Here is a 12,341-nt window from a genome sequence, read left to right as displayed (position 1 = left end):
GGCGAGCGCGGAACCACCCGTCCTCCACAGCGCCGGGCCGCGACGACGACCCGACTGGACGCACCGACCTAGACTCGCTGGTGTGGCGGGCAAGATCCGGCGCGAGGACGTCGACGCCGTCCGCGAGCGGGTGCGGATCGACGAGGTGGTCGGTGAGCAGGTCGTGCTCAAGTCCGCCGGCGTCGGCTCCCTGAAGGGCCTGTGCCCCTTCCACGACGAGCGCTCCCCGTCGTTCACGGTGCGCCTCTCGACCGGCAGGTACAAGTGCTTCGGGTGCGACGAGAGCGGTGACGTCTTCGACTTCCTGGTGAAGACGACGGCCGTCACCTTCGTCGAGGCCGTCGAGATGATGGCCGCCAAGGTCGGCGTGACCCTGCGCTACGAGGACGGTGGCGGCTCGCGACCCGCGCAGGACGTCGGCAAGCGCCAGCGCCTGCTCGACGCGCACCGCGTGGCGGCCGAGTTCTACGCCGAGCGCCTGTTCTCGCCCGAGGCGGAGGTCGGCCGGCGCTTCCTCAAGGAGCGCGGCTTCGACAGGGCGGCCGCCGAGACCTTCGGCGTCGGCTACGCGCCCACCGGCTGGGGCGCGCTCACCGACCACCTGCGCAGCCGCGGCTTCACCTCCGACGAGCTGGTCACCGGCGGCCTCGCCGCCCAGGGCCAGCGCGGCCCGTACGACAGGTTCCGCGGTCGCCTGGTGTGGCCCATCCGCGACGTCGTCGGCTCGGTCATCGGCTTCGGCGCGCGGCGCCTCACCGAGGACGACTCCGGCCCCAAGTACCTCAACACCCCCGAGACCCCGCTGTACCGCAAGTCGCACGTGCTCTACGGCCTCGACCTCGCCAAGAAGGAGATCGGCCGCCGCAAGCAGGTGGTGGTCGTCGAGGGGTACACCGACGTCATGGCCTGCCACCTGGCGGGCGTGCCCACCGCCGTCGCCACCTGCGGCACCGCCTTCGGCAGCGACCACGTCGGCGTGGTGCGCCGCCTCCTGGGCGACGACGACGGCGCGGGCCAGGTCGTCTTCACCTTCGACGGCGACGCGGCCGGCCAGAAGGCCGCGCTGCGGGCCTTCGAGCACGACCAGGAGTTCGTCGCCGCGACGTACGTCGCCGTCGAGCCGCGGGGCATGGACCCGTGCGACCTGCGCCTGGCCGACGGCGACGAGGCCGTCGTGGCCCTCGTCGAGGCCAAGCGGCCGATGTTCGAGTTCGCCGTGCGGCAGGTGCTCGCGGCGTGGGACCTCGAGACCGCCGAGGGGCGGGTGCGCGCCCTGGGCGCCGCGGCCCCCGTGGTCGCCGGCATCAAGGACCGCCAGCTCCGCGAGGAGCACACCCGCCAGCTCGCCCGGATGCTGGGCATGGACCTGGGCGCCGTGCAGCGCGCGGTGCAGACCGAGGCCCTCCGCGCCGGTCGCGGGGCGGGTGCCGCCGGCCAGGGCGCGGGCCAGGGCCCGGGGCGCTCCGCAGGACGCGGTGGGTCCGCCGGTCCGCAGGGGCGCGGGCGCGGCGGCCCGGGCGGGCCCGGTGGCGGGGGCGAGCGCGACGTCGTGGCCGCGGCCGAGCGCCAGCTGCTGGCCCTCGTGGTGCAGGCCCCCGCGTCGGTGCCCCTGGCCTTCGACGAGCTGCCGCCGGACGCCTTCGTGCTGGCGCCGTCGCACGCCGTCCACGAGGCCGTGCGCAAGGCCGGGGGAGTGGCCGCGGGCCGCGAGGCGGGCGTCTCCTGGGTCGACCACCTGGTGGACGCCTCCACCGAGGAGACCGCCGACCAGGTGGCCTCGCTGCTGGGGGCGCTCGCGGTGGTGCCGCTGCCGGTCGACTCCGACGCAGGGCTCTCGCGCCTGGCCTCGGGCCTGCTGCACGACGTCCTCCTGCGCGAGCTGGGCCGCCGCGAGACCGACCTCAAGGGCCGCGCCCAGCGGCTGGAGGCGGCGGGGGAGCACGCCGCCGCGGGGGAGGCGTACGCCGCGCTGTTCGCGCTGGCCTCCGAGCGGCAGCGGCTGCGCGCGAGCACCCAGGAGTAGCGCGCACCGCGTGCGTGTCGCTGCCGGGTCGGGTGGTGTCCCGTGCGTACCGTTCTGGGGGTGATCGCAGCGCCGCGCCCCACACCCGGCCCCCAGGCCGGCGACCTGTACCTCGACCCTGCCGTGCCGGAGGACGAGCGGGTCACCATCAGCCGCAACGGCTGGGCCGCCCAGGCCTCCCACGTCTGGACCGGCACCGGCTGGAGCCGCCTGGTGCCCGGCGTGGTGCGCGAGGTCCCGGCGCACCCCGCGATCACCCTGCCGCGGGTGCCCGCCGCCCGCCACGAGGTGCCGGTCCGCCCGGCCGAGGAGGCGCCGGCCGCCGCGGGCCTGGAGCGCTACCGCCGCCGCCGGTCGGCCCGCGAGTCGGTGCAGGAGCTGATGGTCGAGCGCGCCGCCGCCGTCGACGCGGGCTGACGGCCCACCACCCGGAGGGTCGAACACCCGTTCGCACGAGCGGGCCGTCGCGTGCCATCCTGCCCCGGTGGCGGGAGGGACGAACCGGGCGAGCACGGGCCTCCCCGCCTGGCTCGTGGCCGCCAACGAGAGCACCCGGCGCGCCGCCGAGGAGGCCCTCGCGCAGCGGCGCCCGCAGCGGCAGGTGCACTGCTGGGTGCACGCCACCGGCGCCGACCACGCGGGCCTCGTGCTGGAGTGGCGCCGCGAGGGCGCCGGGTGGATGGCCCGCGTGGTGTGGACCACCGGCGGCGGCGACATCGTCTGCACCTGGCTCAACGCCGAGCAGATCGACCCCGTCTGAGCGGGGCGGCAGGGCAGGGCCGGGGAGCGCCGGGGAGCGCCGGGGGCGTGGGGTGCGTCCGCGGCGGGTAGGGGAGCGGCGTGGACGCGACCGAGGTGCTGCAGGACGGGCTCGACCAGGTGCGCGACGTCGTCGCGCAGGCGCTGGACGGTCTCACCGACGACCAGCTGGCCACCCCGCTGGAGCCCGGCGCCAACACCGTCGCGTGGCTCGTCTGGCACCTGGCGCGCGTGCAGGACGACCACGTCGCGCACGTCGCCGGGAGCGAGCAGGTGTGGACGTCAGGCCGGTCGGGCCCGTCAGGAGCGGCCGGTGGCGGTGGGGTCTGGGCGCGGCGGTTCGACCTGCCGCTCGACGACGGCGAGATCGGCTACGGCTTCGACGAGGACCAGGTGCTCGCCGTCAGGGCGCCCGCGGACCTCCTGCGCGGCTACCTCGACGCCGTCCACGAGCGCACCAGCGCCTACCTCGCCGGGCTGTCGCCGGAGGACCTCGACCGCGTCGTCGACACCGACTGGGACCCGCCGGTCACGCTCGGGGTGCGCCTGACCAGCGTCCTCGGTGACGACCTGCAGCACGCCGGGCAGGCCGCCTACGCCGCTGGGGTGCTGCGCCGCCGCTGACGACGGAGGGTGGCGGGCCGACCTCAGCCCTTGGTGAAGACCCAGGTCTGCGGGTGCCCCTCGGAGTCGAAGCCGACGGTGTGCAGGTGGTAGCCGGTGCGGCGGCTGAAGTGCGTCGCACCGGTCCCCTGGGGGTCGAGGGCGCCGGCGTGCGCGGCGTCGCGCAGCGCGTCCTCGGTCTCGGCCGCCATCTGCTGGCGGTTCTTCACCACGATCTGCTGGGCCATGCGCTGTCATCGGCGCACGGCCCAGCGACCTTGAGGGTCAGGAGTGGCAGTGGCCCCCGTGCTCACCCGGATGACCACCCGAGCGCGGCGGGGCGACGTCGAGGGTGGGGTTCCTGTCGAAGAAGCCCGACGGCGTGAGGGAGAACCCGACCGGGTCGCACGGCATGACGGGCCAGTCCTCCGGGCGCGGCACGTGGTGGATCCCGAAGACGTGCCACAGCACCACGTCGGTGCCCTCCAACGGCTCGTCGTCGGCGGTCCACCGGGTCATGCCGGTGTCCTCGGCCGACTGGGTGGGGTTGTCGCCGGCGGGCCAGAGCTCGTCGTCGTGGTGACGGGTCACCCACACCGGGTGCCCCATGACCGGTGCGCGCCGGAACTGCGGCGCCTCCGGGTCGAACAGCGCCGGGACCGCCGACGGGGTGTGCAGCGCGTAGGCCACCGGGGCGCCGTGGGCGTTGCGGCGCTCGGGGTTGGTGACCTTCCACGTGCGCGCCGTCGCGGCGTTCGTGGAGCGGCCCGCCTCGGCCTCGGAGCGCACCGGCGTGGTCCGCGTGGTGACGGCCAGGCCGTAGGGGTTGCCGGAGCCGATCGGCTCGGCCACGGAGTCGACCTCCACCACCGTGTTGGTCGGCGGCTGCCCGGGCTGCGCGTCGACGTCGAGGTCGAGCCTCGCGACGATGAAGTGCTGGTGGATGGGCGCGTAGGTGCGCTCGTCGACCAGCACGCCCGTGGCCGGGGTGGCCTCGCCCGGGGGCAGCGGCGTGGTCACCATGATCCCGGTGGCGCGCACCTCGCAGCTGACGGCGCCGTCCTGGTGCAGGCGCCAGTAGACGAGGTACTCGTAGTTGGCCACCGTCGCGTGGAACGAGATCACCATGACGCGGGCGCGGCGCACGGCGGCCCGGCCGTTGGCGTCGACGTGCTTCCACAGCACGCCGTCGTCCTCCTCGTGGAGGCAGATGGCGTTCGTGGTCGTGTACGGCTCGCCGCGGGAGTCGGTGAGGACGGCGTCGAGGTAGCGGATCTCGCCCAGGCAGTCGCACCCCAGCTCCAGCGACGTCGTCATGTACCCCAGGCCCCACTCGCCGATGTCGTAGGCGGTGCGGCGGTAGTGGTCGAACGACGGGTCGCGGTAGGGGACGACCATCTCGGCGAAGGACAGGCGGTGGCCGACCGTGCGGCGCTGGTCGCCGTCCACCCAGTCGAGCTGGTGCAGCACCAGGCCCTCGCGCGGGGTGAAGCCGAGGCGCACCTGCCACCGGTCCCACGTGAGCAGCCCGTCGACCACGGAGAACCCCGGCCCGTCGGGCTGGGTGATGTCGAGCCGGGCCAGCGGCTCGCGCACGGTGAAGCCCGGCAGCACGGCGGGCAGCAGGTCGGCCTCGTACTCGCCGACCACGGTGGGCGAGGCGTCGACGGCGCCGACGGCCCGGCGCGCGGCGTCGTCGTCCTCGTGGACCTCGAGCAGCTCGAAGGTGTTCATGTCGAGCACGAACTTCAGCCCGCTGACGGGGTGGGCGTACGGGGAGCCGGTGGGGGTCTCGCGGCGCCACACGTCGGCCCAGCCGAGGCGCCGGTCGCGCCACTGCTCGGGCATCACCTCGCGCCCGTAGGTCCAGGTGTCGAGCAGCACCAGGTCGAGGTCGGTGATGCCGCGGGCCGCGAGGGCCTCCTGCACGCGGGGGTGCGCCTTGAGCGCCTCCTCGGCCTCGTGCCACTCGTCGAGGGTGAAGTTGGGGACCTCGTCGGGCAGGTGGCGCCACTCGAGCACCGCGCCGGCCCCGCCGTCGGCGGCGAGGTCGACGACGGCGACGTGCGTGCGGTTGTCCGCGCGGTCCCACAGGACCGACCGGGTGCGGCGGGGCACCGGGTCGCCCTCGCGCCACGCCAAGAGCTCGGCCTTGGGCGGCTCGGCCAGGGCGACGGAGGCGAAGCGCACGGTCTCGGCCAGGTGGCCGGCGGCGGCGAGGAGCTCGCGGCTGCGGGTCAGCTCCGCGGCGCTGAGCGGCACGAGCGGGTGGCTGGGCGAGGTCGGTGTGCTCACGCGCGCACCCTAGGACCTCCCGCCGACGGGGACCTCGACCCGGTAGACCCACCGCCGCCCCGGGTGCTCGCTGGCGCCCCACAGGTGCGAGGCCGGGTCGCCCGGGTCCTCCGGGTCGAGGTCCTCGCACCCCGGGGGCAGCGCCCCTCGGTGCGTGGTCCAGGCCCCGGGGCTCCCGACGTGCAGGTCGCCGCAGCGCTCGTGCCCCGCGCTCGCGGACAGGACCCAGGTGACCCCGTCCTCGTCCCCGCCGCCGCCGGAGGGCAGCAGGGCAGCGCCCTGCATCCGCGGCGGCTGCCCGACGTGGACCTCCAGCGGCTCGCCCCCGCGCGCGCCGGGAGCAGCCGCCGGCAGGCCGGTCCTCGGGTCGAGGCGGTAGCGCAGCAGCCGCGGCGGTCCGTCGGGCCTGCGGTCACCGGCTCGCCGGTACTCCCCGACCACCAGCTCCGGGTCGCTCCCACCGCCGCCCGCACCGCCGCCCCCACCGCCGCGTCCCCCGGCCGCAGCGCCGACGAAGGAGAAGCGCAGCGGGTTGGGCCGGCGCCGGGCCCGGAGGTCGGCGAGCGCGCCCCGCAGCAGCGGGGCGCGCAGCGAGGCGCGCTGGGGGAGCACCCAGCCGTCGGGCCCGGGCGCCAGGTCGTCGAGGGCGAAGGTGCGCAGCCCCGCGAGGGTGTCGGCCACCAGGAGCAGGGGACCGCCCTCGGCGCGGTCGACGACGGCGAGCCCCCCGGCGTGCACCGGCACCGGCCCGAGCGCCCGGACCCACGCCAGGGGACGCCGGTGCGGCACCACCAGCTCGACGTGCCGGTAGCGGGGGCGGGTGGGGTCGGACCTGTCGACGACGCTCACCCGGGAGCGCGGCAGCCAGCGCCGGCCGGAGCGGCTCGAGCTGCCCGAGCTGCTCGACCGGCCGAGGAGGCCGGCGGGCTTCTCGTACCAGCCGACCAGCAGCACCGCGCCGCCCCGCAGGCAGGCCACCCCCTGCGGGTACCAGCGGGCGTCGTCGGCGTCGTGGGCCGCCCAGCTGAACCCCTCCCGGACGGCGGTGCCGGGCACCCGCCCCGTCGGGACGGGCACCGCGCCGGTGTCGAGGTCGGCGAGCAGGGCGTCGAGCCCGCGGGCGGGGGAGCCGCCCGGGGCGGGCGCGCGGCGCGGGCGGCCGGACCGGAGGGCGTGCAGGGGGTGGGGGCCGGCAGCGCCGTGGGGAGCCGTCACGGACACAGCCTGGCCCGCCGCGCCGCCGGGCGCTCTGCCGAGCGCCCCCGGCGGGCCACCCGCTGTTCACCCGGCGGGCCTGGTCGCGCGGCGTCGCCCACCGCATCCTGGCGCGGTGAGCAGCCTGCCCGTCGACGACGACGCGTCCCACCGCCTGCGCGCGGTGCTGACCGGGGTGGACGTTGAGCTGGCGCACCTGCGCGAGCTGCGCCGGCGCGGGACGGCTCCCGACGAGGCCGAGCGCGCCCTGCGCGCCCGCGGTGAGCGCGAGGCCAGCCGCTGCACCGCCGAGGCCGACCGTCCGGTGGACCTGGACGGGTGATCATCGCGCCGCCTCACGGGTGACGGGGGGTGGCCTCCTCGTCCCCTCCGTCCGGGTGCGTCACCCTTTCGGGGGGTCGTGATCACCGGCGTGTCGCGGCGGGCCGCACCCGGTCACCTGGGAGCGTCGAGGACCGACGTCGGAGCCGTGGGGGCTCGAGCACCGGAGGAGCAGGACATGAGCAGCGGTCAGGGTGAGGGTCGGACCACGTGGTGGCTGGTCGCCGGCACCGGCGCGCTGCTCCTGGCCCCCCTGCTGACCCTGCCCGTGGTGCACGACGCCTGGCACTGGCTCGGCTGGTGGCACTGGGTGGTGCTCGCGCTCCTGCTGGGGCTGGCCGGCCTCGGCGTCGTCCACCTGCTGCCCACCGGGACCGACGCCGTCGGCGGCGACGCCGGGCGGCGGCAGGAGGAGGACCGCGAGGCCGTCACCGCCGAGCGCTCGCGGCTCGCGCCCCTGCCCGTGCAGCAGCTGGTCCTCGAGGTGAGCCGCGACCTGCGCCGCGACGGCTGGGAGGACGCGCACGTGGAGCCCGGTGAGGGCGGCGACGAGCTCGTCCACGTCCGCGCGAGCCGGGGCTCGACGTCCCTGGTGGTCGGCTGCCGGGCCAGCGGTGACGGCTTCGTGGCCGCCCCCGCCGTGCGCGCCCTGGCGGAGCGCGTGGAGGGCGACCCGCTCGCCACCGGCCGTGCTGCTCACCACCGGGGGCTTCACCAACAGCGCGACCGTCACCGCCGAGGAGCGCGGCGTGGTGCTCCTCGACGGCGAGGCGACGGCCCGCTGGGTGCTCCACGGCCCCTCGGCCTGGCCGGTGCACCAGCGGGTGGCCCCGGACCGCCTCGGCTGAGCCGACCGGTCAGCGGGTGCGCAGCAGGGGGACGACGTCCTCGGTGAACTGCGTCAGGAACCGCGTCTGGTCCTGCCCCGGACCGTGGAAGACCAGGTGGTCGAACCCGGCCTCCACGTAGCCCGCCACCGCCTGGGCCACCTGCGCCGGGTCATCAGCCACGATCCACCGCTTGGCCACCTGCTCGATCGGCAGCTCATCAGCCAGGCGCCCCATCTCCACCGGGTCGTGCACCTGGGCCTTCTGCTCCGCCGACAGCGACAGCGGCGCCCAGAACCTCGTGTTCTCCAGGGCGCGGTCGTGGTCGCGGTCGTAGGACAGCTTGACCTCGATGGTCCGCTCGATGTCGGCCTCGGTGCGCCCGGAGGCCTCCAGCCCCTCGCGCAGGGAGGGCAGCAGGGTGTCCTGGTAGAGGTCCATGCCCTTCCCGGAGGTGCAGATGTACCCGTCGCCTGCGCGCCCGGCGTACTTGGTCACCCCCGGCCCGCCGGCGGCGATGAACACCTGCACCGGCACCTGCGGCTTGTCGTAGACCGTCGCGTCGTGCAGGCGGTAGTACTCCCCCTCGAAGGTGACCCGGTCCTCCTTCCACAGCTGGCGGATCAGGCGGACCGCCTCGCGCAGGCGTGCGAAGCGCTCCCGGGTCTGGGGGAAGTCCGCCCCGACGGCGTGCTCGTTGAGGGCCTCCCCGGTGCCCACGCCGAGGATGACGCGCCCCCGGTGCCAGGCAGCCCAGGGTGGCGAAGGCCTGGGCGATGACGGCGGGGTTGTAGCGCAGGGTGGGGGTGAGCACCGAGGTGCCCAGCTGCACGCGGGTGGTCTTGGCCGCGGCCCAGCCCAGCCAGGTCAGGGCCGAGGGGGCGTGGCCGCCTTCGTGGCGCCAGGGCTGGAAGTGGTCGGAGATCCACACCGAGTCCAGGCCGGACTCCTCGGCCTGGACGGCGTAGTCGGCCAGCTGGGCGGGGTCGAACTGCTCCGCGGAGGCCTTGTACCCGATCTTGAGCTCACGGCGGGCGCTGCTGGACGTGCTCATGGACCCATCGTGGTGGGCGTCGCCCGGCACCGCGAGGCAGTGCCGGGCCACGCCCGCCGTCGTCCAGTCGTCGTGCCGCCGTCAGGCGGAGCGCTCCACGAGCACCCGCACGTCCCACGCGCCGAGGTCCAGCCGCTCGCCGGCCGACCAGCCGCCGGCCGCGGCGCCGCCGGCCAGCAGGTCGCTCGCCGCCACCGGCACCACGACCGACGCCGGGGTCCACGACCAGTTGTGGACGACGTGCACGCGCGCGCCGTCGTGGGCCGTGCCGGAGCTGACGGTCACCGACGCGGGGCCGTCCCAGCGCCGCTGCGCCGCGGACGTGCCGGCCGCGCTCGACGCCGAGGCGTCCACCGCCCAGCTCACGAGCGCCGCCGCCGTCGCCGCGTCGGGCTCGGTGCCGACGAGGGTGACCCGGCCCGCGCCGCGCGCGGCCGTCGTGACCGCCGGGAACCGCCCGAAGTGCGGGTGGTCGTAGCCGAGGAGCTCCTCGGCCCCGCCGTCGGCGCGCAGGCCGTCGACCCACGTGCGCGCCTGCGCTCCGTCCGGCAGGTCCAGCGCCGGGAGACCGGCACCGCCGCGAGCCGCCGCGCGCGGCACGAGCGGGAGCGGCGCGTCGAGGTTGGAGAACTCCTGGTAGCTGGCCCCCGCGGCCTCGGCCAGGCGGCCCGGCTTCACCTCGAGGCGGGCGCGGGCCAGCTCGTCGGCGTACGCGGAGCGGATGCCGAGCACCAGGTGGCCGCCAGCGGTGGCGTACGCGTCGAGCCAGTCGAGCAGCTCGTCGGAGGCCACGTAGAGGCCCGGCACGAGCAGCACCGGCAGCTCGGCGGCCACCTCCTCGGGGGAGGCGCCGCTGCCACCGGCGCCGCCGAGCACCAGCTGGCGGTCGTGCACGAGGCGGGTGGCCAGCGAGGCGTCGAACGCGCCCCGGGCCCAGGTGGCGACGAGCCCGTCGTAGGTGCCCTCGACCACGGGGTAGGGCCGGTTGCCGTCGTCCGCCGACGCGGTGTGCGGCTGGAACGACAGGCCCCACTTGCTGGGCACGGAGTAGAGGAGCCCCACCTGGGCGTCCGGGTGCAGGCCCGCCGCGGTCGCGCCCGCGGCGCCCAGCTCGGCGCCCAGCTGCGCCAGCTGCTCGTAGACCCGCCCCGGCTGCTGGTCGTGGGGCAGCACACCGCCCCAGTAGGTCTCGGTGCCGGCGTGCAGCGTGTGCCAGTGCCAGTACTCGACCATCCGCGCGCCGCGGGCCACGAAGGCCCACGCCGCCTGGCGCCACTGGCCGTCCCACGCGGGGAAGTTCACCGCGGCCCCGCCGATGGCGGCGGCGTTGGTCTCGGTGATGAGGAAGGGCGCCTGCTGGGAGGCGAACATCCGGTCGGCGGTGTGCACCAGCGTCCAGGTGCCCGTCGACGTCCAGTACTGCTGAGGCAGCGGGTCGGGCGCCGGCAGGGCGAGCGCGTCCTGCATCGCGTAGTAGGGGTTGCCGGCGGCGACGTCCAGGTCGGCGCCGACGCCCAGCTCGTCGACGGCGGGGCGGGTGTACGACACGCACGTCATGACGAACTGGTCGTCGCGGCCGGCCGCGGCGGCCACCTCCCGCACGACCCCGGCCTGCCAGGAGATGAGGTCGGAGGTGCACAGCGTCTGGAACTCGCGCCAGGCGAGGTCGTACTGGGGCTGCGCGTTGCCGTGCGGCGTCCACAGGTCGGCCCACCGCGAGAGCCGGTGCGACCAGTACGTCAGGCCCCACGCCTCGTTGAGCGCCTCGACGGTGCCGTAGCGGCCCCGCAGGTGGTCGACGAACGCCTCGAACGTGCCGGGGTTGTGGATGAGGTGCAGGCCCGGCTCGTTGTCGACCTGGTAGCCGATGACGGCCGGGTGGGCCGCGTAGCGCTCCACGACCCTCCGGACCACGCGCTCGCGTGGAAGCGGAACGCGGGGGCGGTGAAGTCGACCTCCTGGCGGCTGCCCCAGCGCATCGGGGTGCCGGTGCCCGGGTCGAGCGCCAGCTCGGGGTGCTTGCGCGCCAGCCACATCGGGACGGCGTACGTCGGCGTGCCGAGGATGACGGAGATGCCGCGCTCGTGGCAGCCGCCCAGGGCCTCCTCGAGCCAGTCGAGGTCGAACACCCCGTCGGAGGGCTCCCACGTCGACCACACCGACTCGCCCACGCGCACCACGGTCATGCCGGCGTCGACCATGAGGTCGAGGTCGGTCTTCACCCGGGGCGACGGCGTGTACTCGGGGTAGTAGGCGGCGCCGAAGAGCACCCGCGGAGGCAGGCCCTTCTGGTGGTGCCGCCGGTCGAACAGGCTCATCCCTTGACCCCTCCGGTGGCCAGCCCCGCCTGCCAGTACTTCTGCAGGTAGAGGAAGGCGATGACGAGCGGCACGATCGAGACGAGCGAGCCGGTGATGACGCTGGAGAACAGCACCTGCCCGCCGGAGCCGGCGGCGGCGGCCGACTGCCACTGCGCCAGGCCGACGGTGAGCGGGTACTTCTCCGGGGTGCTCAGCATGATCAGCGGCAGGAAGTAGTTGTTCCAGGTCGCGACCAGCGTGAAGAGCAGCACCGTGATGAAGCCGGGGGCGAGCAGCCGCAGCGCCACCGAGAAGAAGATGCGCAGCTCACCGGCGCCGTCGACGCGGGCGGCCTCGAGCAGCTGGGTGTCGACGGCGTCGGCCGCGTACACGCGCATGAGGTAGACGCCGAACGGGCTGACCAGGCTGGGCAGGATCACCGACCACCGGGTGTCGGTGAGGTTGACGCCGGCGAAGAGCAGGTACGTCGGGATGGCCAGCGCCGTCGTCGGCACCATGATCGAGCCGAGCACCACCGAGAACAGCGCGGTGCCCGCCGGGAAGCTGTACTTGGCGAAGGCGTACCCGGCGGCGGTGGCCAGGAAGGGCCGCGCCCACCGCGGAGACCAGCGAGTACAGCACCGTGTTGCCGATCCAGGTCCAGAAGATGCCGCCCTGGGCGGTGAAGACCTGCTGCAGGTTGCTGACGATGTTGATCTGGTCGAACCAGAGGCCGAACGTCGAGAACAGCTGGCCGTTGTCCTTGGTGGAGGCGACCACCAGCCAGTAGAGCGGCAGCAGGAAGTACGGCAGCACGAGGATCACCAGCACGGTCAGCAGCGGGCTGCGGCGGTCGCTGGCGGTGCGCCGGCGGCGGCCCGCGCCGCCGGTCCCCTCCAGGGCGGCGACGGCGCCGGTGGGTGCGCTGCCGGTGGTGGGGCTCG

9 protein-coding genes and 3 pseudogenes are annotated in these 12,341 nt (G+C 75.6%); 6 read left to right on the top strand and 6 right to left on the bottom strand.

The genetic code is table 11. The annotated features are described in order from the left end of the window. The first annotated feature begins 82 nt into the window (after positions 1-82). From dnaG to F1641_RS12165, 4 genes are all read left to right on the top strand, one after another. Positions 83-2,023 (top strand): DNA primase, encoded by a 1,941-nt coding sequence (dnaG, locus tag F1641_RS23255; protein WP_194905799.1) that lies wholly within the window; start codon positions 83-85, stop codon positions 2,021-2,023. Between the two features lie 60 nt (positions 2,024-2,083). Continuing rightward, on the top strand, positions 2,084-2,440 hold the full coding sequence (locus F1641_RS12175; protein WP_194905797.1) for a hypothetical protein: 357 nt from the start codon (positions 2,084-2,086) through the stop codon (positions 2,438-2,440). A 67-nt stretch (positions 2,441-2,507) separates the two neighbouring features. Further along, on the top strand, positions 2,508-2,783 hold the full coding sequence (locus F1641_RS12170) for a hypothetical protein (RefSeq protein ID WP_194905795.1): 276 nt from the start codon (positions 2,508-2,510) through the stop codon (positions 2,781-2,783). Between the two features lie 80 nt (positions 2,784-2,863). After that, the gene (locus tag F1641_RS12165; protein WP_194905793.1) at positions 2,864-3,406 is read left to right on the top strand and encodes a DinB family protein; all 543 of its coding nucleotides are present in this window, start codon (positions 2,864-2,866) and stop codon (positions 3,404-3,406) included. Between the two features lie 23 nt (positions 3,407-3,429). On the opposite strand, the gene F1641_RS12160 is transcribed toward F1641_RS12165, so the two are convergent. From F1641_RS12160 to F1641_RS12150, 3 genes are read right to left on the bottom strand one after another with little or no spacing between them, the layout of a single operon-like run. Further along, entirely contained in the window at positions 3,430-3,633 is a 204-nt protein-coding gene (locus F1641_RS12160; protein ID WP_194905791.1) for a hypothetical protein, read from the bottom strand. A 37-nt stretch (positions 3,634-3,670) separates the two neighbouring features. Beyond that, positions 3,671-5,680: a primary-amine oxidase gene (locus F1641_RS12155; RefSeq protein ID WP_194905789.1), complete on the bottom strand. Its 2,010-nt coding sequence runs from the start codon at positions 5,678-5,680 to the stop codon at positions 3,671-3,673. 9 nt (positions 5,681-5,689) lie between these two features. Further along, complete coding sequence (locus F1641_RS12150) at positions 5,690-6,895, bottom strand: hypothetical protein (protein ID WP_194905787.1); 1,206 nt, start codon at positions 6,893-6,895, stop codon at positions 5,690-5,692. 115 nt (positions 6,896-7,010) lie between these two features. Between F1641_RS12150 and F1641_RS12145 the strand changes: the two genes are divergently transcribed. Then, positions 7,011-7,217: a hypothetical protein gene (locus F1641_RS12145; protein ID WP_194905784.1), complete on the top strand. Its 207-nt coding sequence runs from the start codon at positions 7,011-7,013 to the stop codon at positions 7,215-7,217. A gap of 177 nt (positions 7,218-7,394) precedes the next feature. Then, positions 7,395-8,111 (top strand): hypothetical protein, encoded by a 717-nt coding sequence (locus F1641_RS12140; protein ID WP_194905783.1) that lies wholly within the window; start codon positions 7,395-7,397, stop codon positions 8,109-8,111. Here F1641_RS12140 and fgd read toward each other — a convergent pair. The 3 pseudogenes from fgd to F1641_RS12125 form a co-directional block, all read right to left on the bottom strand. After that, positions 8,074-9,097, bottom strand: a pseudogene (gene fgd, locus F1641_RS21560) (glucose-6-phosphate dehydrogenase (coenzyme-F420)). The gene F1641_RS12140 and the pseudogene fgd sit on opposite strands and share 38 nt — an antisense overlap. Positions 9,098-9,178: 81 nt before the next feature. Further along, a pseudogene (locus F1641_RS23875) lies at positions 9,179-11,415 on the bottom strand (beta-galactosidase). Further along, a pseudogene (locus F1641_RS12125) lies at positions 11,412-12,297 on the bottom strand (carbohydrate ABC transporter permease). Before F1641_RS12125 ends, F1641_RS23875 begins: the two co-directional pseudogenes overlap by 4 nt. Positions 12,298-12,341: the final 44 nt, after the last annotated feature.

Source organism: Quadrisphaera sp. INWT6, assembly GCF_015390235.1.
Classification (GTDB): domain Bacteria; phylum Actinomycetota; class Actinomycetes; order Actinomycetales; family Quadrisphaeraceae; genus Quadrisphaera.
This window is presented reverse-complemented; position numbering and strand designations above follow the sequence as displayed.

Excerpts from the sequence above, each read along its gene's own strand:
- F1641_RS12140 (WP_194905783.1), top strand. The coding sequence starts at position 7,395 with ATGAGCAGCGGTCAGGGTGAGGGTCGGACCACGTGGTGGCTGGTCGCC.
- F1641_RS12160 (WP_194905791.1), bottom strand. The coding sequence starts at position 3,633 with ATGGCCCAGCAGATCGTGGTGAAGAACCGCCAGCAGATGGCGGCCGAG.